Genomic DNA, 20,221 nt, shown 5'->3' on the forward strand with positions numbered 1-20,221 from the left:
AGCGCCACCATGGCGATACCCGGACCGGAGCCAGCCTAGATGCGTGGCGAGCGAACCCGTTCCCGGTCCGGCGCCGTCGCGCGGCGGCCCGTCGCCCGGTCGGCGCTCAGCCGACGCGGTCGGGTCGGGCGGCGTCGAGCAGCGCCGCGCGGTCCTCGGCGAGCACGAAGCCGGCCTCGACGGCGTCGTCGGCCGCCGCCTCGTAGCGGGTCGTGTAGTCGTCGGCGTCGGAGTAGCGAGCCGACAGCGCCTCGGGCGGGAGCGGCGTGGTCTGCCCCGACAGCAGGCACACCACGTCGGGGTTCGCTCCCGGCGCGCCGGACAGGACGTCGACGGGGACGTCGACCAGCGGGGTGCGGATGCCGCCCCGCACGATGCCGTCGGCGTCCCGGGCCAGCGTGGGCTCCGCCGCCCCCGCCACGAGCTCGAGCCTCGGCGCGACCGGCGGCGCGGCGCCGCCCGCCGCCCACTCGACCAGCCAGCGGTAGGCCGCCTTGGTGATCAGGTGCATCGGTCCGGCGTTGATCGAGCCGCAGCCGAGCGAGTCGGAGCGGTCGCCGACCAGCCGCGTGTCGGCGTGGGCGGTCCCGGCCATCTCCCACAGCCGGAACGTGTCGGTGTCGTCCTGGCGGACCTCGGCCGAGGCGAACAGGCCGCTCACGTCGGTCTCGCTCTGCACGTCGATGACCGGCACGCCGAGGTCCGTCCGCAGCAGCGTGCCCGCGCCGCCGAGCGCGCTCGCGATGTCGGCCGCCTGCCCCGACGTGACGAGCGGCAGGCCGGGGCCGCCCCGGCTGTGCACCAGGAAGCCGTCGAACACCTGGGCCAGGGGCTGCACGGCGTTGATGTAGGTGACCATGGCGAAGGCGGACTGCGACTCGCCCACCGCCAGCAGCAGCTCCGGCCGCTCACCTCCGAGGGGCTCGCCGCCGGCGGCCAGGCCTCGGGCGACCTGCGTGAAGATGTCGTAGCCGAAGTCGTCGCCGGGGTGGACGAGGTCGCCGTAGCGCTCCGGGTCGATGGCCTTGATGCCACGGCCGGCGCCGGCCGCCTCGGAGTCGGGGGTCGTCACGCGCACCGGGCCGCCCTCGATGCCGATCACCTGCGCCGACACGCCGACCCAGGTGTCGCCGTTGCGCGTGATGTCCTCGTGCAGCATCTGCCAGTCGGGATCGGCGTCGAGGCCGCCGCTGACGTTCAGCCACTCGGCCACGACCACGCCGCTCGAGTCGGCGGGGTCGACCGGCCGCCGCACGATGATCCGCGTCCGGTAGTCCGCCTCCCGGTCGGGCCGGACCGTCCAGCGGCCGTCGGGCCCGAGCTCGCCCTCGGGCGCGTACGCGGTCGCGGTGCCGGCCGCCTCGTACTCGCGCTGCTCATAGCCCGCGGCGTCGAGCACGGCGTCGGGCGGCGACGCCGACGCGACGTTCGTGCCGGCCCCGCCCGTGAGCTCGGTCGACAGGTCGGCCGCCGGTCCCTCGGGCCGCGCCCGCTGCGTGGTCGTGGGCCCGTCCGCCGGCTCCGCGGTGCCGCCGCCGTCGTCGCCTGCGCAGCCCGCCGCCACCACGAGCGCGAGCGCCACCAGCACCTTGCCGAACGTCGCCATGATCCCCCCACGGTCGGTCGTCCCCGGCCGGCAGTCTGCCCGACCGCCGCCGGCGCCCGCCCGGGCGCCGGCGGACCGGATCCCGGTGGTCGGGACCCGCCCCGACGCGCCGGAGCCCCGACCGAGGTCGGGGCTCCCGTGCGTTGCGGTGGAGGTGATGGGAGTCGAACCCACGACCTCCTCGATGCGACCGAGGCGCTCTAGCCAGCTGAGCTACACCCCCGCAGGGCCTCGCAGTGTAGCGGCACCGCGCGCCGTGCCCCAGACGAACGGACGGGCTCGGGACGTGCCGGCGCGGGGCGGACCGGCGCTCGCCGTCAGGAGGGACCGGACTCGATCGACCGCTGCAGCCGCAGCTGCAGCACGGCGCTCGTGAGATCGCCGCGGCTGCGCTCGAGCACGGCCCGGAGGGCGTCGAGCGTGCGACGCAGGCCGTGCGTGACGGCGTCGGGGAAGTCGACGGTGCTGAGGGCGTCGTACGTGTCGTCCATCAGGCCGAGGAGCTCCTCGGCGCGGGCGACGTCGCCCTCGCGCAGCCGGTCGAGCAGGTGGCGCCGGAGCTCGCTCGCCGCCTCGGCCAGCCCGCGGAGGTAGGCCGGGCCGCCGACCCGGAGGTCCTCGGCGGTGGGCACGGCGTCGCCGTCGACGAAGGCCCGCACGGCGCAGGCCTCGACGAACTCCTTCTCGGCGTCGTGGAGGAAGCCGGCGTGCTCGATCTCCGGGTGGTCGGCCAGCGCGGCCTGGACGGCACGGAGCTCCGACTCGGCATCGGCCACCAGCCCAGCGGCCCGATCGGCTTGGAGGCGGTGCACGGCCTTGATCGAGCTGCCGCACAGCCGGATCACGGCGCGGCAGCCGGGGAGTGCGACCTCACGGGCGTCGTTCGCCGCCGCCAGCGAGGCGCGGACGGCCTCGACGTTGGACAGGAGCGCGGCGTCGGGTGCGGGGGCGGCGGGGTCCGTCACCGGTGCCGCCGCGTGCGTCGGTCGCTCAGTTGGCGACGCTGCGGGCGCTCACCGGGCTGACCCGCACGCCGTGCACGTCGGAGCGCCGGACGGGGGCCGCAGCCGGCATGCCGTACGGGTCACGGGCGGTCGCCGGTGCGTTCGTCACCTGGTACAGCGCCACGACGTAGGTGACGAGCAGGGCGGCGCTCAGGAGGAAGAGCAGCAGGAACGGGCCGCCGAAGGCGACCGAGCACAGCAGCGTGAGGACGCTGGCCGAGCCGAGGACCGTGAGGACCTCCTGGCGACGACGGCGGACCGCCGGCGACACGGGGGCCGGGCCGACGGCCGGGCGGGCGGCGGGACGGCCGCCCATCGGGCGCTGCGAGCGCAGCTCGATCACGTTGCTGCCACCCGGGGCGGCGGGCCGCTGGAGGGAGGACAGGTGGTGGTTGAACGAGCGGATGCTGTCCCCGCTGCGGGCCTTCGAGATCCGCTTGAGAGCTTCCGGCAGCAGGACGATCGCCCAGACGACGGCGAGACCGAGCAGGACCAGGGTGGAGACGCTCATGGAGGGGGATCGAGCCTTTCGACGCTGACGGTGCGACTGACGGTGCGACTGGCGGGTACGGCTCCACGTTCGCGGCGCGTGGCCGCTGACGACGAGGAGAACTCGAGGTGAAATCTAACGGTCGCGCGACTTCTGTTACAAGTCCTTGACGAACTTCAACGATGTCGTTCGCGGATCCCGCGCCACCACAGGGATCGCGGCCCGCGGCGTCGACATGCGACCGTCGGGGCGACCCGCTCAGATGCCCTCGAGGTCGGCCAGCAGGTCGTCGTCGCGCCGGTAGACGCCGGAACGACCGCCGGTCTTCTCCCACAGGGCGACGTCCGAGATGACCATGGACCGGTCGACCGACTTGCACATGTCGTAGATCGTCAGGCACGCGACGTTGACCGCCGTGAGCGCCTCCATCTCGACGCCGGTGCGGTCCACCGTCTCGACGCTGGCCTCCACCTCGATGAACGTGTCCTCGATGCGGAAGTTCACGAGCACCGCGCCCACCAGGACGGGATGGCACAGCGGGATGAGGTCCGAAGCCCGCTTGGCGGCCTGGATCCCCGCCACCCGGGCCACCGACAGCACGTCGCCCTTGTTGATGGCGCCGCGGGCGACCAACGACGTCGTCTCCGTGCTCATGTTGACCCGGCCCCTGGCGATCGCCCGACGGTGCGTGGGCTCCTTGGGCGTGACGTCGACCATGCGGGCACGGCCGAGGGGATCGAGATGGGTCAGGCCCCGTTCGGACATGGCGCGAGTGTAGAGCCTCACTCCCACCCGACTCTCCCTCTCCGCTCCCGGCCGCTGAGGCCCGGCTCCCCGCTCCCGGCCGCTGAGGCCCGGCTCCCCGCTCCCGGCCGCTGAGGCCCGGCTCCCCGCTCCCGGCCGCTGAGGCCTGGCCTGCCGCTCCCGGCCGCTGAGGCCCGGCTCCCCGCTCCCGGCCGCTGAGGCCCGGCCTGCCGCTCCCGGCTCGCCGCTCGCGGCGGGGACCGCTCGCTCAGACCTGGGCGAGCACCTCGCCGTGGAGGACGGCGAACCAGCCGTCGGGCGCGGCGGCCCAGCCCTGCCACGACGCGACCATCGCGTCGAGCTCGGCCTCGTCCGCGCCGTCGGCGAGCAGGCGGCCACGCAGCGGCTCGGTCCGGATGCGGTCGCTCCAGACGCCGGCCCACCACTCCCGGTCGTCACCGCTGAAGCACCACACCGAGGCCGAGGCGGTGACCGCCGCGAGCCCCGCCTCCTGGCACCAGCCGAGCAGGCGGCGGCCCGCGTCGGGCTCGGCCCCCAGCGACCGGGCGACCGAGCGGTAGCGGTCGAGCCACCGCGAGACGCCCGGCGCCTCGGGCGCCCAGGTGAAGGCGCCGTAGTCGGAGTCGCGGGCCGCCACCAGTCCCCCAGGTCGCGCCACCCGCGCCATCTCGCGCAGCGCGGCCACCGGGTCGGTCAGGTGCTGGAGGACCTGATGGGCGTGCACGACGTCGAACTCGCCGTCGTCGAACGGGAGCTCGTAGACGTCGGCGACCCGGAACGACGGGCGATCGACCTCCGGCCGGTCCGCCACGGAGCGCTCCGCCTCGGCCACCACGTCCGCCGACGAGTCGACGCCCACGGCGGACGCGACCCGCCCTGCAAGGTCGGCGGTGATCGTCCCGGGACCGCAGCCGACGTCGAGCAGCCGTTCGCCGCCGGCGAGGTGCGGGAGGAGGTAGCCGGCTGAGTTCTCGGCCGTGCGCCAGCGGTGCGAGCGCAGGACGGGTTCGGGATGACCGTGGAGGTAGTCGTCGGGCACGTCGAACACGTTGGCGCCGCCGGCCCCGCCCCGCCAGCGGATTCGACGACGTCGCTGGTGAAGCGCACGACGGTGCGACGACGCCGACGTGACAGGGACGCGCTGGACGGAACGATCGAGCGCAGCAGCCCCTGACCCCGGGGCCCGTCGGGATGGCGTCTCCGGTCGGGACGCGGCCGGGCAGCGCCAGGGCCGGGACCGTCAGCCGAGGACGGAGCGGAACGAGCGCTTGTGCTCGTACATGTCGGCGTCGGCGCGGCGCAGCACCTCCTCGAAGGTCGCCCCCGTGCCGCCCCCGGCGGCGGGCTCGCGCGTCGCGACGCCGACGCTCATGCACAGGTCCCACGCGTGGTCCGAGCCGGCGTTGAACTCGGTGGCCGCCCGCTGGAGCCGGGTGACGACCTTGCCGGCGTCGGCGACACCGACGCCCGAGAGGACCGCCACGAACTCGTCGCCGCCGACGCGGGCGACGACGTCGGCCTGGCGCAGCACGCGGCGCAGGGCCGTGGCGCACTCGACGATGGCGACGTCGCCGGCGGCGTGGCCGTGGCCGTCGTTGATCGGCTTCATCCCGTCCAGGTCGACGAAGAGCACCGTGAGGGGGTGACCGAGCTGGTCGGCGAGGTCGACCAGCCCCGGTCCGGCGAGGTCGAGCGCCCGCCGGTTGTAGAGACCGGTCAGCCGGTCGGTGGCCGATTCGTGCCGGATCGCGAACTCGTGCTCGACGATCGCGGCCAGCTCCACCAGCATGGCGAGGTCCTCGGCCGGCACCGTGCGGGGCGTCCGGTCGATCACGCACAGCGTGCCCATGGGGTGACCGGTCGGGCTGCGCAACGGGACGCCGGCGTAGAACCGGACGTCGGGGTCGTCGAGCACCGCCGGGTGGTCGTGGAACCGCGGGTCGAGCCGGGCGTCCTCGACGATCGTCGGGCCGCTCGAGAGGATGGCGTGCGCGCAGAACGCCGCGCTGCGGTCCGCCGAGCCGGTTCCGGCCATGCCCTGGTTCGACTTGTACCACTCGCGGTCCCGGTCGATCAGCGACACGAGCGCGACCGGGACGTCGAACAGGCGCTGGGCCAGTCGAGTGACCCGGTCGAAGCTCTCCTCCGGATCGGTGTCGAGGATGCCGAGGGCGGCGAGCGCCGCGAGGCGCTGGGACTCGTCGTCCGGGAGGGGCGCCGGGATCACCGGATCCCGTCCGTGGTCGCGCGCGTCAGGTCCACGTCCGGATGATCGGCACGAGCGGGCGGTTCCTCCAGCTTTTCGGGCCCCCACGGGAGCCGCCGGGCGTCACACCCCGGCGACGGCGTAGCCGGCCTCGTCGACCGCCGCGGCGATGGCGTCCGCCGTGACCGGACCGGTGCTCGTGAGCGCCACGGCGCCGGAGTCGAGGTCCACGTCGACGCCGGTCACGCCGTCGATCCGCCCGAGCTCGTCGCGCACGGCGGCGACGCAGTGCCCGCACGTCATGCCCCGGACGCTGAAGGTGGTCGTCGTCATGTGGACAGCATATCGCTCGCCGCTCATACCCCCAGGGGGTAGTGACGTCGCGATACCCTGTCGGCATGGCCGAACGGGGATACACCGCCACCAAGGACCAGCTGCAGGCCCGGCTCCGCCGGATCGAGGGCCAGGTGCGCGGCGTGGCGCGCATGGTCGACGAGGACCGCTACTGCATCGATGTGCTGACCCAGATCAGCGCCATCCGGGCCGCGCTCGACAAGGTCGCGCTCGGGCTGCTCGACGACCACGCACGCCACTGCCTGGTCGGCGGGCACGGGGGCCCGACCGACCCCGACGAGCAGGTCGAGGAGCTGATGGGCGCGGTCGGTCGGCTCCTCACCCGCTGATGGTCCCCGGCCGGCCCGCTCACACCTTCTCGTAGGTGTCGAAGCGGTGGGTCGCCCAGTTGCCGGCGAGCACCGCCGGGTAGCGGGGCGGATCGTCCTCGTCGCTGCAGCCCGGCAGGCACTCGATGAGGGCGTCGAAGTCCGGGTGCTGGAAGTACGGGATCGAGATCCTGGTCCGCTGCTCCCCGGGCTCCGGGTTGCGCACCCGGTGCTCGGTGGCCACCCACCGGTCGTTGGTCCACTTCGCCATCAGGTCGCCGAGGTTCACGATGAACGCCCCCGGCTCGTGGTCGATCGGCGTCCACCGGCCCGACCGGTCGAGCACCTCGATGCCGGCCGGTCCGTCGTCCTGGTAGACGATCGTGAGCGAGCCGATGTCGGTGTGCGCCCCGAACCGGTGGCCCTCGAACTCGGCGTCGGGCGTCAGGTAGAGGTTGCAGGCCAGGTAGGACGGATGGCGCCGGAACCGGGACTCGAGGTGCCCCTCCGGCAGGTCGAGGGCGAGGGCCATCAGCGACAGCAGCGCCATGCCCAGGTCGTCGACCGCCTCGTGGTAGCGCTTCCACGCCTCGGCCAGCCCGGCCGGCCGCTCCGGCCACACGTTCGGCTCGGCCCGGCGGACCCACTCGTCGTCGTAGCCGGCGGCGGCGACGTCCTCGGGCGAGTCGAACCGGCTCATCTCCACCTGCTCCCGGACCCGGACGGGCCGTCCCCCGTCGTCGGCGGTCGTGGCGGCGTCGCGGACCGACCAGCCCCGGAACTCGTTGCCGGTGACCGACGCGAACCGGGCCTTGTACTCGTCGGGCTGCGCGAAGAACTCGGCGGTCGACCGGCGCACGTCGTCGATGAGCTGCTGGTCGATGCCGTGCCCCGTGATCGTGAAGAAGCCGATGTCCCGGCAGGCCTCGTCGATCTGGCGCGCCAGCGCGGATCGGGCGACGGGGTCGCCACCGAGTGCGAGCGAGAGGTCGAGGCGAGGGATGACAGGAGCGGTGGCGGTCGTCATGGACCCAGCATGCGGCCTCCGGCAGGACGGGTTCCGTTGCGATCGTGTTTCGTGGCGCGCCCCGCCGGGCGATCGACGCCACCTCGCCCGTACCATGGCGCCCGTCCATGACCCGAACCACCGACCGAGCGGAGCTGCCCGTCGTCGACCTCGGTCGGCGGACCGGCGTGGGCACGGCGGCGGCGCTGCAGGACGCGGCCCGCCAGCTCGACGCGGCGCTCCGCGACGTCGGGGCCTTCGAGCTCGTCGGTCACGGCATCCCCGCCGACCTGTTCCGGCGGACGATGGACGCATCGAAGGAGCTGTTCGCGCTCGACCGCCGCGCCAAGGAGGCGCTGCGGTCGCCGAGCGGCAACCCGTTCCACGGCTACACGACCCGCGAGGTCGGCGATCCGCCGATCCTCATCCGGGAGATCTACGAGTCCGGCCGGTTCGACTCACCCGAGGACGTGCTCGCCGCCGGCTACGGGCCGGAGCAGTCGGAGCTGGTCGAGCCGAACGTGTGGCCACGGCGGCCCCGGCGCTTCCGCGCCGCGATGACGACCTACCACGCCGTGATGGAGGAGCTCGGCGACCGCCTGCTGTCGGTCGCCGCCATCGCGCTCGGTCTGCGGGCGGACTGGTTCCGCGAGCGGTTCGACCGGCAGGCGTCGTACCTGGCGTGCGTGAACTACCCGCCGCAGTTCGCCACCGCGCGGGAGCGCATGCCGCGCATGGGACCCCACGCCGACTTCGGGACGCTGTCGATCTTCGCGTTCGACGACTCGCCCGGGCGCATGCAGGTCCACGTCGGCGGGACGCCCGACGAGCGGGCGCGGCTGGCCGCCGACGTGATGTCGTCGATCGCGGACCCCGACGACGACACCCCCGATGGGCCCGACCCCGAGCTGCCCGGGACGTGGGTCGAGGTGACCGGCTCGGGTGACCGGCTCCTCGTCTGCGCCGGCGAGATGCTGGCCCGCTGGACCGACGACCGGTGGAGCGCGGCGCTGCACCGCGTCGCGTCGCCCAGCGACCGGGACCCGGCGCTCAGCCGGACTGCGCTCGCCTACTACCAGTACCCGAACCTCGACACCGAGATCGCCGCGCTGCCGACGTGCCTGCCGCCCGGCGCCACGCCCCGCCAGCCGCCGGTCCTGGCCGGCGTGCTCGCCCACCAGCGCAAGAACCACCGCCACCCCTGGTTCTGACCCGCGCCCCGCCCCCGCGCTCGGGCCCCGGGCGGCGGTTCACGGTGCCGTAACAGCAGGAGCGACGGCATCCGTTGTCGGATGGGTCCGTGCGAGAACACGTCGACCCCCAGATCCGCGCCCGAGCCGTCCAGGCGGCCCGGGGCACGGCCCCCTTCGACCTCCTCCTGACCGGCGGCACCGTCGTGGACGTCGGGACCGGGCTGCTCAAGGAGGCCGACGTCGGCGTGGTCGGGCCGCTCGTCGCGAGCGTGCACCCGCGCGGGTCGCGCACCGACGCGGCCGAGGTCGTCGACGTCACCGGCCGTCACGTGGCGCCCGGCTTCATCGACATGCACGTCCACTTCGAGAGCTCGATGCTCACCCCCGGCCCCTACGCCGCAGCGGTGGCGCCGCGCGGGACCACGACGGTGTTCGCCGATCCGCACGAGCTCGCCAACGTGGTCGGCGTCGAGGGCGTGCGCTACGCGGTCGACGCCAGCCGCGGCCTCCCCGTCCGCTACATCGTCCAGGCGCCGTCGTGCGTGCCGCCGCAGCCGGGACTCGAGCTGTCGGGCTACGACGTCGATCCCGACGAGGTGGCGACGATGCTGTCGTGGCCCGAGGTCGGCGGCGTCGCCGAGGTGATGGACATGCTGGGCGTGCTCGGCGCCGACGAGCGCATGGTCGGGGTGGTCGCCGCCGGGCTCGAGTCCGGCAAGCTCGTCTCGGGCCACGCCGCCAGCCTGCGCGGACCCGAGCTGCAGGCCTACCTGTCGGCCGGCATCGACTCGGACCACGAGATCTTCGTCGAGGGCGACGTCATGGCCCGCCTGGACGCCGGGATGACCGTCGAGCTCCGGGGCGAGGTCGCGGCCGTCCTGCCCGAGGTGGTGGCGCAGCTGGCCGAGCTGCCGGAGCTGCCGACCCACCTCGTCCTCTGCACCGACGACCTGTTCGCGAACACGTTGCTGCGCGACGGCGGCCTGGACCGCGTGATCCGGATGCTCGTCCGCCTCGGTCTGCCGCCGGTGCGGGCCATCCGCCTCGCGACCTACCACGCCGCGTACCGGCTCGGCCGGCCCGACCTCGGGCTCGTCGCGGCCGGCCGGCGCGCCGACCTCGTCGTGATCGGCTCGCTCGCCGACGTGGAGGTGCTCGACGTCTACGCCGACGGCCGGCTCGTCGCCTCGGGCGGCTCGATGGTCGTCGACGTCGAGGAGGGAGCGGCCACCGCGCCGTTCGACACCCTCCACCTCCAGCCACTGTCCCCCGACGACTTCGTCCTGCGCCTCCCGAGCACCGACGACGGGACGGTGACCGTGCGCACCGTCGACGGCCGCATCATGACCACCTGGGGGTCGCTCGAGGTCGCCGTCGCCGATGGCGCGGTGCAGCTCCCCGACACCGCGCTGCTCCAGGCCGTCGTGCACCGGCACGGGCGGATCGACCCCGAGGTGCAGCTCACGGTCGCGACCGGCTGGGGCGCCCCGTGGACGGGCGCGATCGCCACCACCGTCTCGCACGACACGCACAACCTCGTCGTGTTCGGCCGCGATCCCGACGCCATGGCCGCCGCGGCCAACCGCGTCATCGCCGACGGCGGGGGCGTCGCCGTGGCCGTCCCCGCTGCGGTGCCGGGAGGAGCGGCCGAGGTGCTGGCCTCGATCGCCCTGCCGGTCGCGGGCATCCTCTCGCCGCTGCCGTGCGAGGAGGTCGCCGAGCTGCAGGACGCCGTCGAGGCCGCGGCCGCGGCCGTCGGGCTCCCGCCCGGGGCGCTGAGCCAGCCGCTCATGCAGGTGATGGCGTCGAGCCTGGCGTGCCTCCCGGGCCCGCACCTGACCGACCTCGGCATCGTCGACGGCGACCTCGGCGTGCTGGTGACCGACCTCGTCCTGGACTGACCCGCCCGCTCCGTCACGAGGTCGGGGCGGTGAGGTCGTACATCGTCACGTCGCCGACCTCGACCGAGGCGAAGTTCGAACGGACCCAGCTCGAGATCTCGGCGCCGACGTCCGAGCCGCCCATCGCCCCGCCGCCGACGCCGCCGGCGACGAACCAGTGGACCCGGCCGTCGGCGACGACCTCCTGGAACTCCTCGAGCGTCGGTGACGGGTCGCTGCCGTTGAAGCCGCCGATGGCCATGACGGCCTCGCCGCTGGCGAGCTGGTAGCCGGCGGCGTTGTTCGACCCGACGGTCGCCAGCACCCAGTCGAAGCCCGAGGCGCCAGCCTGCAGCGCGGCGACCGTCGCGTCGGTCGGCGTGGTCGCGTCGAGCAGGCCGCCCATGCCGCCCTGGCGACCGCCGGCCCCCTGCGGGGACGTCCCGGCCGGCGGGGAGGCGCCCTGCGTGGTCGTGCCGCCCTGGCCACCGAAGACCGGAGTTCCCCCCTGGCCACCCAAGGCCGGGGGTCCGCCCTGGCCACCGAAGGCGGGAGGCCCGCCCTGGCCACCGAAGGCGGGAGGCCCGCCCTGGCCACCGAAGGCCGGCATCCCGCCCGGACCGCCGCGCAGGCCGCCCGGCCCGCCGCTCCCCATCGCCGGACCGGCCGTCACGATCGATCCCGAGTGCGGGGTGGCGATGGTCGTCGCCGAGGCGGCGATCGGCGCCGCCAGACCGGCACCGACCGCCAGCAGCGCCCCGACGGCGGTCGCGGTGACCGCGCCGCGCCGGACGCGGTCGCCGAGGAGCAGCAGCACGACGGCGACCACCGACGTCGCGACGACCGCCGGGGTCAGCCAGGCGTTCCAGCCGGTCGTCCGCCCGAGCAGCGCCGCGGTCCACGCCGCGGTGGCCGCGACCACGCCGGCCATCACGACCCGCGTGACGAGCGAGTGGCGACGGTCCCACGCCAGCGAGGCGCCGATGCCGACCACCGCGCCGATCGCCGGCGCCAGGGCGACCGTGTAGTACTCGTGGATGATCCCCTGGCCGAGGCTGAACACGACGCCGGTGATCACCAGCCAGCCGCCCCACAGGATCAGCGCGGCGCGGCTCCGGTCGGTCCGCGGTCGGCGCGAGGTCCACACCAGACCCGCGAGGAGCAGGAGCAGCGCCGCGGGCAGCAGCCACGAGGCCTGGCCGCCGAACGCCTCGTTGAACATCCGCAGGATGCCCGTCGGCCCCCAGTTCCCACCGGCACCACCGGCACCGCCGGCACCGCCGACCGACCCGGTCTCGTCGCCCGTCAGCCGGCCGAGGCCGTTGTAGCCGAACACCAGCTCGAGGACGCTGTTCGTCTGCGACCCGCCGATGTAGGGCCGGCTCGACGCCGGCCAGAGCTCGACGACCGCCACCCACCAGCCGGCGCCGACGATCGTCGCCGCGCCCATGGCGGCCAGGTCCCGGACCCGGCGCCAGAAGGTCGTCGGCGCCGCGACCAGGTACGCCAGTGCGAAGGCCGGCAGCACCACGAACGCCTGGAGCATCTTGGCGAGGAAGGCGAAGCCCACGAGGCCGCCGGCCAGCACGAGCCAGCGCCAGCCCGAGCCCGTGGCCCGCACGTCCTCGGCGGCCTCGGCGGCCTCGGCGTCGGCCGCGGCCTCCACGTCGGCGTCGGCCTCGGCGGTGGTCGCACCGGCGCGACCGCCCTCGATCGCCCGCGTGACCGCCGCGGCCGCGGCGCAGAGCAGCAGGACGAGCAGCGCGTCGGGGTTGTTGAACCGGAACATCAGCGCGGCGACCGGGGTCGCGGCGAACACCAGGCCGGCGAGGAGGGCGGCGCCGGGCCGGAACCACCGCTTCACCGTGGCCACGACCAGGGCCACGCTGCCGACGCCCATGAGCGCCTGCGGGACGAGGATGGACCACGCGCTCACGCCGAACACCCGCGCCGAGAGGCCCATGACCCACAGCGCAGCGGGCGCCTTGTCGACGGTGATCGAGTTCGACGCGTCGAACGAGCCGAAGAACCACGCCTTCCAGCTCTGCGACCCGGCCTGGACGGCGGCCGAGTAGTAGGAGTTCGCCCACCCCGACGCGCCGAGGTCCCAGAGGTACGCGACGGCGGTGACGGCCAGCAGCGCCCACAGCAGCGGCCGGTACCAGCTCGGGTCGGCCGGCCGGCCGCGCCACAGGCGGTGCCAGCGCGACGGCCGGCCCGCGGTGGCGTCGGCCGGCGGGGTCGGGGGCGCGCCGGCCTCCGGGCCGGGAGGCGCCGGGATCCCGCCCAGCGGCGGCGCTGCGAGGCGCGCCGCGGTGTCGTCGATCGTGGTCATCGGTGGGCCTCCAGGGGGGCGGTGGGCGTGGGGATCGGGTCGGCCCCGGGCGCGTAGACCCAGCGCCGGAGCAGCACGAACTTGAGCGCGGCGGTGCAGCCGTCGACGACGAGCACCGCGAGCAGCGGGAGCACCAGGCCGGTCGCGCCGGCGAGGTCGAGGAGCACCAGCACGGCGGTGCTGACGACGAGCGGGACGGCGCCGAGCAGCAGCGTGCCGAGGAAGTGCCGGGAGCGGCCGGACCGCCCCCGCAGGTCGAACGTGAACCGGCGGTTGGCGGCGGCGTTGGCCACGGCGCAGATCGCGAAGGCCACCGCGTTGGCCGCGACCGTGCCGATCGTCGGCGCCGTCAGCAGGAACAGCGCCGCGGCGACGACCGTGCTCACGATGCCGATCGAGGCGAAGCGGATCAGCTGGTCGACCCGGCCCAGCGGCGCGACGCGCGCCGTGGGGCGGTCGGGCATCACGACGTCGCCGCGTGACAGTCGGCCGAGCAGCCGGGCGATCCCGAGCAGGTCGTCGCGCGCCGTGGCCGCCACGTCGACGCGCGAGTCGGGGTCGTCGATCCAGTCGACCGGGACCTCGTGGATCCTCAACCCGTTGTGCTCGGCCACGGCGAGGAGCTCGGTGTCGAAGAACCAGGCGTCGTCCTCGACGAGCGGGAGCAGGTCGGCCGCCGCGTCGGCCCGCAGCGCCTTGAACCCGCACTGCGCGTCGCTGAACGACGTGCGGAGCGTCGTGCGGACGATCCGGTTGTAGGTGCGGGAGATGACCTCGCGCCTCGGGCCCCGCACGACCTGCGAGCCGCCCGCCAACCGCGAGCCGATCGCGACGTCGGAATGGCCCGACACGAGCGGCGCGACGAGCGGCAGCAGCGCGTCGAGGTCGGTCGAGAGGTCGACGTCCATGTAGGCCACGACGGCGGCCGTCGACGTCGACCAGGCCGCCCGCAGCGCCCGACCCCGGCCCTTGCGGTCGAGGTGCAGCACGCGGATGCCGCCGAGCTCGGCGGCGATTCGGCGGGCGACCTCGAGCGTCGCGTCGGTCGACGCGTTGTCGGCGATCGTGATCGTCCAGCTCAGCGGGAAGCGGTCCGACAGGTACGCGTGCAGGGTCCGGATCGACCGGGCGAGGCCGGCGGCCTCGTCGTGGACGGGGACGACCACGTCGACCTCGACGCGGCGGAGGCCGGGCGGTGAGGGGGCGGCGCCGGCGGACGTCCCGGCGACGGCGGTGGCGGGTTGCATGCGCCAACGATCACGTCCGCACCTGCGAACCGCCCCGGGGCCGGCTGGGAGGTGCCCGAGAACACGGCGGCCACCGCCCACGGTGCTCCGTCACGCCTGGCGGTGCCGATCGGCACCGCCAGGCGTGACAGAGCGGTGTGGGCCCAGCTCAGCGAGGCGTGCTCTGCGGCGAGAACCCGACGACCCCCTTGCGGGCGTCGAAGAGGTAGCGGTTCTCGAACAGGACGTAGCGGCCGGTGTTCACGAACACCTGGCCCGGCGGCTGCACGTGGATGAGGTCGACCCGGCTGGGGTTCATGCCCGTCGCGGCCGGGACGTGGCCGGTGCCGGCCTGGAAGCCGTAGGTCAGCTCGTTCACGCCCCCCGTCGTCGGCAGGAGGATGTTCACCCAGTCGCTGTCGGGCAGGAGGTGCGGGATGCCGGTGCCGGTGCCGGCGTCGAAGAACATCTCGGTGATGCCGGTGTCCACCAGGATCGTCGACGCGATGGCCGGCGTCGTCTGCGTGGTGTCGACCGATGCGTACCCCGACGCGGTCAGCCAGTCGCCCGGGACGCCCGACGCGGACAGCGGCGCCGTGCCGAAGCCGGTGCGCTGCGACGGCGTGAGGCCGACCTGCACGCCCGTGCCGTCGATGATGTAGCCCGGAGCGAAGTGGCCGCTCGCGGCCTGCAGCTGCAGGAGGGCGTTGTCGGTCGGCGAGGCGAGCAGGTCCGACGGCGAGGGGTCGTTCCGGTCGAAGCCCACGCCGAGGTAGTGGAAGACCTCGGGATCAGGGGCGCTGTTGCAGCTGTGGTCGGGCACGCACGCGCTCGTCTCGACGCCGAGGACCCGGATCGGGACGGTGCTGACGGTGCCACCGGCGTGGCGGATCGTGACCGGGGCCAGGTAGAGGAAGCCGATGTACTGGTAGCCGGACGAGTCGTAGTACTTGTAGGCCGGACCGGCGGGACCGATCGCGTTCGGGCCGAGCTCGTCGATCGGCGCGGCGGCGCCGATCGACCCGGTGTCCACGGTGAACGGGTGGTAGTCGCTCGAGTGCGGGCTGACCGCCGGCGGCGCGGTGGCGCTGGTCGGCCACCCCTCGGCGTAGCCGAACACCGCGCGCAGCCGGACGCCAGTCGTCTCGATCGTCGGCGTCGGGCACGTCCCGTCGTCGGCCTCGTCGAACTCGTCGCACACCGCCGGGAGGGTGGCCTCGGCCGATCCGTCCTCGACGATCGTGTTGAGCAGCGGCACGGTCGTCGCGCCGATCGACCACGAGGCGGTGCCGGTGCAGCCGTTGGTGTCGCCCAGCTGCATCGCGCCCTGGATCGTCAGCGGCGCGGCCACGTACGAACCGTCGTAGTCGAGCCTGAAGCTGCTGCCCGAGGTGAGCTCGATGGTCACGGGGTCGGTGCTGGAGCCGAGCGGTGCCGGGACCGTGCTGACCGCGCCGGTGCCGCCGCCGTAGATGTTCACGACGAGCGGCTGGGACGGCGACGGCGCGACCGGGTCGCCGTCCTCGTCGTGGACGGTGACGCCGACGGTCAGCGTCGACGGCGAACCGGCGTGGCCCGGTGACGAGGACGAGTCGGGGTTGTCGATCGCCGTGACGCCCGTGAAGGAGACGGTGTACGCCGGGCTCGTGTAGGTGCCGGCATCGGCCTCCTCGACGAAGGTCTGCAGGCCCTCCTCGCACAGCTCCTGCGGCGTGGGCGGCGCGGTGGTCGTCGTGGTCGTGGACGTGGTGGTCGTCGACGTCGAGGTGGTCGTGGTGGTCGGCGCCGCGGTGGTGGTCGGCGCGGTCGTCGGCGCCGGGTCCGGCGGCGGAGGCGGCGGGACGCAGGCGGCGGCGACGGCAGCCATGACGATCAGGAGGACGACGGTCGCCGTCCGGTGAATGCGGTTCACGCAGACGGGTGTCGGCGCGTGGCGGGAACACCTTGCGGATTTCCGTCCGATCGGTCCGGACGGCCCGAGGAGGCCGTCGTGACCCCCGAGCGAGTGCGGGCGGGCAGCGGTGGCCCCGGCTCAGCCGCCGATCTGCGACATCGACCGACCGGGCCGGATGAACGTCGGCGTGCCGATCCCGTGGCCGGCCCGCTTCGACGCGACGCAGCGCCGGATGGCTTCGGCCAGCTCGGCGTCGGTCCCGCCGCCCCGCAGCACGGCGCGCAGATCGGTCTCCTCGACCGAGAACAGGCAGTTCCGCAGCTCGCCCTCGGCGGTCAGGCGGATCCGGTCGCAGGAGTCGCAGAAGGGCGTGGTCACGCTGGGGATGATGCCGATCTCGGAGCCCGCGGATCCGGCCTCGCGATCGAGGTAGCGGTACCGCTCGGCGGGCTCGTGGCCCCGGACGACCGGCTCGAGCGGCAGGGCGGGCGAGAGCGCCGCGAGCACCTGGTCCCGCCCGACGACCTCGGAGCCGTCCCAGTGGCCGTCGGCGTCGAGCGGCATGAACTCGATGAAGCGGACGGTGACGCCACGGGACCGACCGAACTCGGCGAAGTCGAGGATCTCGTCGTCGTTGACCCCGGCGACGAGCACGACGTTGACCTTCACCGGCGAGAAGCCGGCGGCGACCGCCGCGTCGATGCCGCGCAGGACCTTGTCGAGCGCGTCGCGCCGGGTCATCTCGGCGAACCGCTCGGGTCGCAGCGAGTCGAGCGACACGTTGATGCGTCGGAGCCCGGCGGCCCGGAGGTCGGCGGCGTGGCGCTCGAGCGACGCGCCGTTGGTCGTCATCGACAGGTCGGTGCCGAGCGGGGCCAGCAGGGCGACCAGCTCGCTGAGGCGGGCCCGCACGGTCGGCTCGCCGCCGGTCAGCCGGATCGAGGTGATGCCGTACCTCTCGACCAGCACGCGGGCGATCCGACCGATCTCCTCGTACGTGAGCACCTGGTCCCGCGGCACCGACGGCAGGCCCTCCTCGGGCATGCAGTACGTGCAGCGGAAGTCGCAGCGATCCGTGACCGAGATGCGCAGGTCGCGGTGCACCCGGCCGAAGCCGTCGACGAGCTCGTCGGCGGGGCGGGGGGCGGGCGGACGGTCCACGCCGGCATCGTACGCCCCTCCGGGAGCGCCGCCCCAGGCCCCTCCCTCCCCGGACCCCGTTCTGGCTGTCGTTCTGCCGGCCCTGGCCGGGAGAACGACAGCCAGTTCCGCAGGGGTCAGTCGTGGAGGAGGATCACGTCGACGGGGTCGCCGGCGGCGACGCCGTCGCCATCGGGGAGCACGGCCAGCCCGTCGGCCGCGGCCATCGCCGTCATCTGGTGCGAGCCCTGGCCGCCGGCCGAGGCGACCGTGAAGCCCAGGTCCTCGTCCTGTCGCACCGAGACGCGGACGAAGTGGATCTTGCCGTCGGGCCGGCGCCGGAGGTCCTCGGCGGCCGCCGCCCGCACGGTGCGGCGGTGCAGGTCGGTCCGACCGGCGCCGTGGAGCAGGCCCGGTCGGGCCAGGAGCTCGAAGCTCACCAGCGAGCTCACCGGGTTGCCCGGCAGGCCGAAGACCGGCACCCCGTCGACCAGCCCGAAGGCGAACGGCTTCGCGGGCTTGATCGCGATCTGCATCCACCGCATGTCGCCGATCCGTCCGAGCACCGCCTTCACGTAGTCGAAGTCGCCCATCGACACCCCGCCGCTCGTGAGCAGCGCGTCGCAGTTCGCCACGCCCCGGCGGATGGTCGCCTCGATGGCCGCCTCGTCGTCGCGCACCAGGCCGAGGTCCACGGCCTCGAACCCCGAGCTCCGGCACAGCGCCAGCAGGGCGAGGCGGTTCGAGTCGCGCACCTGGCCCCGGGCGAGCGGCGCGCCGTCCTCGACGAGCTCGTCGCCGGTCGACAGCACGCCCACCCGGGTGCGGCGGCGCACGTCGACGGTGCCGACACCGATCGACGCCAGCACGCCGAGGTGGGCGACCCGCAGGACCGTGCCGGCCGGGACGACCACGTCGCCCGGGCGCACGTCGTCGCCCGCCCGACGGATGCCGGTGCCCTCGGCGATCGTGCCCTCGACCTGCACCCGCCGGCCGTCGTCGAGCGAGCGGGTGCGCTCGACCATCGCGATGGCGTCGGCGCCGGGCGGCACCGGTGCGCCGGTCATGATCCGGACCGCCTGGCCGGGCCCGATCGGCTGGTCGCCCGCGTCGCCGGCCGCGACCGTGGCCACCACGTCGAGCTCCGCATCGGGCGTCGCGACGTCCTCTGCCCGCACCGCGTACCCGTCGAGCGCCGTGTTGTCCCACCCCGGCACGAGCTCCGTGGCGACGACGTCGTCGACCGTCACCAGCCCGAGCGCGTCCGCCAGCTCGACGGCCGCGGCCGGCTGCGCGGGCACGCGGGACAGGACGTGGTCGAGGGCCTCCTGGAGCGGGATCACATCGTCATCCCAGCACAGGACGACGGGACGGAGGCTCAGCCGATGCCCTCGCGCCGGACGACCTCGGACAGGAACTCCCGGAACTCGGGGCCGAGGTCCTCGCGCTGGAGGGCCAGCTCGACGGTCGCCCGCAGGTAGTCGATCTTCTTGCCGATGTCGTAGCGACCCTCGGCGAAGACCCACCCGTAGACGTCGTCGTGGGCGAGCACACGGGCGATCGCGTCGGTGAGCTGGATCTCGCCGCCGACGCCGGGCTCGACGTGCTCGAGCTCGGCGAAGATGTCGGGCGTGAACAGGTAGCGGCCCATGACGGCGAGGTTCGACGGGGCCTCCTCCGCGGCGGGCTTCTCGACGATGCCGGTGATGCGGCAGAGCGCGCCGTCGCGCTGGTCGACCGCAGCGCAGCCGTAGGCGGAGATCGACTCCTGGGGGACCTCCATCAGCGCCACGATCGAGGAGCCGACCTGGTCGAACTGCTTGATCATGTCGGGGAGCACCGTGGAGTGGTCGTCCATGATGTCGTCGCCCAGCATCACCACGAACGGCTCGTTGCCGACGTGCTTGCGGGCGACCGACACGGCGTGGCCCAGGCCGAGCGGCTCGCCCTGGCGCACGAAGTGGATGTCGGCCAGCTCGGCCAGCTCCACGACCTCGGCCAGGTCCCCGGTCTTGCCCTTCGACTGCAGCTGGTGCTCCAGCTCGAAGTTCCGGTCGAAGTGGTCTTCGAGGCTCCGCTTGTTCCGGCCCGTGATGATCAGGATGTCGTCGATGCCGGCGGCGACCGCCTCCTCCACCACGTACTGGATGGCGGGCTTGTCCACCACGGGCAGCATCTCCTTGGGCTGCGCCTTCGTGGCGGGAAGGAACCTGGTTCCCAGACCGGCCGCCGGGATGACGGCCTTGGTGACACGGGTCATCGTGTGCTCCCCGGTTGCATTCGATCCGCGATCCCCGACGATCGGGGCTCCGACGATGGTACCGCCGGCCTGCCAGGACCTGACCCTGGCAGATGTCCCATTCCCCCGGTTGGGCCGGTCGACCCAGCCCTCCCCCGCTCCTGAGCGCGACCACGGCCCCGGCCGGTCCCGTCTGGGGAGCGCCGCGAGGGCTGCTGTACCATCCACGCCACCATGCCCGTGTACGAGTACCGATGCCGCGACTGCGGCCACGACTTCGAGATCCAGCAGTCGATGTCGGACGACGCGCTGACGGAGTGCCCGTCGTGCGGCGGCGACCTCCGCAAGGTCTTCTCCCCCGTCGGGATCGCGTTCAAGGGCTCCGGGTTCTACAAGAACGACTCGGGCTCGCGTGCCAAGTCCTCGGCGTCGTCGTCGAACGGCGACGGCGGGAGCTCGTCCGGCTCGTCCGGTGACAGCTCCTCGTCGAGCAGCTCCCCCTCCAAGGAGTCGAGCAGCTCGTCGGCGTCGACGAGCTCGTCGTCCTCGTCGGACTGACCGGCCCTGCGGCCGGC

18 protein-coding genes and 1 tRNA gene are annotated in these 20,221 nt (G+C 74.1%); 4 read left to right on the top strand and 15 right to left on the bottom strand.

Annotation, left to right across the window (positions count from 1 at the left end):
- Positions 1-106: 106 nt before the first annotated feature.
- From LH044_RS10000 to LH044_RS10035, 8 genes are all read right to left on the bottom strand, one after another.
- A complete protein-coding gene (locus LH044_RS10000; RefSeq protein ID WP_227759887.1) occupies positions 107-1,606 on the bottom strand; it encodes an alpha/beta hydrolase domain-containing protein in 1,500 nt (499 codons plus the stop codon).
- Positions 1,607-1,755: 149 nt separating this feature from the next.
- A tRNA-Ala gene (locus tag LH044_RS10005) sits at positions 1,756-1,829 on the bottom strand.
- A 94-nt stretch (positions 1,830-1,923) separates the two neighbouring features.
- The gene (locus LH044_RS10010; protein ID WP_227759888.1) at positions 1,924-2,571 is read right to left on the bottom strand and encodes a translin family protein; all 648 of its coding nucleotides are present in this window, start codon (positions 2,569-2,571) and stop codon (positions 1,924-1,926) included.
- Positions 2,572-2,596: 25 nt separating this feature from the next.
- The gene (locus LH044_RS10015) at positions 2,597-3,121 is read right to left on the bottom strand and encodes a hypothetical protein (protein WP_227759889.1); all 525 of its coding nucleotides are present in this window, start codon (positions 3,119-3,121) and stop codon (positions 2,597-2,599) included.
- 237 nt (positions 3,122-3,358) lie between these two features.
- On the bottom strand, positions 3,359-3,865 hold the full coding sequence (moaC, locus tag LH044_RS10020; protein ID WP_227759890.1) for a cyclic pyranopterin monophosphate synthase MoaC: 507 nt from the start codon (positions 3,863-3,865) through the stop codon (positions 3,359-3,361).
- Between the two features lie 247 nt (positions 3,866-4,112).
- Entirely contained in the window at positions 4,113-4,904 is a 792-nt protein-coding gene (locus LH044_RS10025) for a methyltransferase domain-containing protein (RefSeq protein WP_227759891.1), read from the bottom strand.
- A 201-nt stretch (positions 4,905-5,105) separates the two neighbouring features.
- Positions 5,106-6,092: a GGDEF domain-containing protein gene (locus LH044_RS10030; protein ID WP_227759892.1), complete on the bottom strand. Its 987-nt coding sequence runs from the start codon at positions 6,090-6,092 to the stop codon at positions 5,106-5,108.
- 102 nt (positions 6,093-6,194) lie between these two features.
- Positions 6,195-6,404 (bottom strand): heavy-metal-associated domain-containing protein, encoded by a 210-nt coding sequence (locus tag LH044_RS10035; protein ID WP_227759893.1) that lies wholly within the window; start codon positions 6,402-6,404, stop codon positions 6,195-6,197.
- 65 nt (positions 6,405-6,469) lie between these two features.
- Between LH044_RS10035 and LH044_RS10040 the strand changes: the two genes are divergently transcribed.
- Positions 6,470-6,754, top strand: coding sequence for a metal-sensitive transcriptional regulator (locus tag LH044_RS10040; RefSeq protein ID WP_227759894.1), 285 nt, complete (start codon positions 6,470-6,472; stop codon positions 6,752-6,754).
- Positions 6,755-6,773: 19 nt separating this feature from the next.
- On the opposite strand, the gene LH044_RS10045 is transcribed toward LH044_RS10040, so the two are convergent.
- The gene (locus LH044_RS10045) at positions 6,774-7,760 is read right to left on the bottom strand and encodes an isopenicillin N synthase family dioxygenase (RefSeq protein ID WP_227759895.1); all 987 of its coding nucleotides are present in this window, start codon (positions 7,758-7,760) and stop codon (positions 6,774-6,776) included.
- A 107-nt stretch (positions 7,761-7,867) separates the two neighbouring features.
- Here LH044_RS10045 and LH044_RS10050 point away from each other — a divergent pair, with 107 nt between their 5' ends.
- Positions 7,868-8,950, top strand: a complete 1,083-nt coding sequence (locus LH044_RS10050; protein ID WP_227759896.1) for a 2-oxoglutarate and iron-dependent oxygenase domain-containing protein — start codon at positions 7,868-7,870, stop codon at positions 8,948-8,950.
- Positions 8,951-9,039: 89 nt separating this feature from the next.
- Positions 9,040-10,833 (top strand): adenine deaminase, encoded by a 1,794-nt coding sequence (locus LH044_RS10055; RefSeq protein WP_227759897.1) that lies wholly within the window; start codon positions 9,040-9,042, stop codon positions 10,831-10,833.
- Positions 10,834-10,846: 13 nt separating this feature from the next.
- Here LH044_RS10055 and LH044_RS10060 read toward each other — a convergent pair whose 3' ends face one another.
- The 6 genes from LH044_RS10060 to galU form a co-directional block, all read right to left on the bottom strand.
- On the bottom strand, positions 10,847-13,147 hold the full coding sequence (locus LH044_RS10060; RefSeq protein WP_227759898.1) for an ArnT family glycosyltransferase: 2,301 nt from the start codon (positions 13,145-13,147) through the stop codon (positions 10,847-10,849).
- Positions 13,144-14,394 (bottom strand): glycosyltransferase, encoded by a 1,251-nt coding sequence (locus LH044_RS10065; RefSeq protein WP_227759899.1) that lies wholly within the window; start codon positions 14,392-14,394, stop codon positions 13,144-13,146. Before LH044_RS10065 ends, LH044_RS10060 begins: the two co-directional genes overlap by 4 nt.
- Positions 14,395-14,542: 148 nt before the next feature.
- Positions 14,543-16,285, bottom strand: coding sequence for a hypothetical protein (locus LH044_RS10070; protein WP_227759900.1), 1,743 nt, complete (start codon positions 16,283-16,285; stop codon positions 14,543-14,545).
- Positions 16,286-16,405: 120 nt separating this feature from the next.
- Positions 16,406-17,428: a GTP 3',8-cyclase MoaA gene (moaA, locus tag LH044_RS10075; RefSeq protein ID WP_227759901.1), complete on the bottom strand. Its 1,023-nt coding sequence runs from the start codon at positions 17,426-17,428 to the stop codon at positions 16,406-16,408.
- Between the two features lie 116 nt (positions 17,429-17,544).
- Positions 17,545-18,750, bottom strand: a complete 1,206-nt coding sequence (locus LH044_RS10080; protein ID WP_227759902.1) for a molybdopterin molybdotransferase MoeA — start codon at positions 18,748-18,750, stop codon at positions 17,545-17,547.
- 35 nt (positions 18,751-18,785) lie between these two features.
- Positions 18,786-19,667, bottom strand: coding sequence for a UTP--glucose-1-phosphate uridylyltransferase GalU (gene galU, locus LH044_RS10085; protein ID WP_227759903.1), 882 nt, complete (start codon positions 19,665-19,667; stop codon positions 18,786-18,788).
- Positions 19,668-19,880: 213 nt separating this feature from the next.
- On the opposite strand from galU, the gene LH044_RS10090 reads away from it, so the two are divergent.
- On the top strand, positions 19,881-20,204 hold the full coding sequence (locus LH044_RS10090; RefSeq protein WP_227759904.1) for an FmdB family zinc ribbon protein: 324 nt from the start codon (positions 19,881-19,883) through the stop codon (positions 20,202-20,204).
- The last annotated feature ends 17 nt before the right edge of the window (positions 20,205-20,221 follow it).

Source organism: Dermatobacter hominis (genome assembly GCF_020715685.1).
GTDB classification, from domain to species: domain Bacteria; phylum Actinomycetota; class Acidimicrobiia; order Acidimicrobiales; family Microtrichaceae; genus Dermatobacter; species Dermatobacter hominis.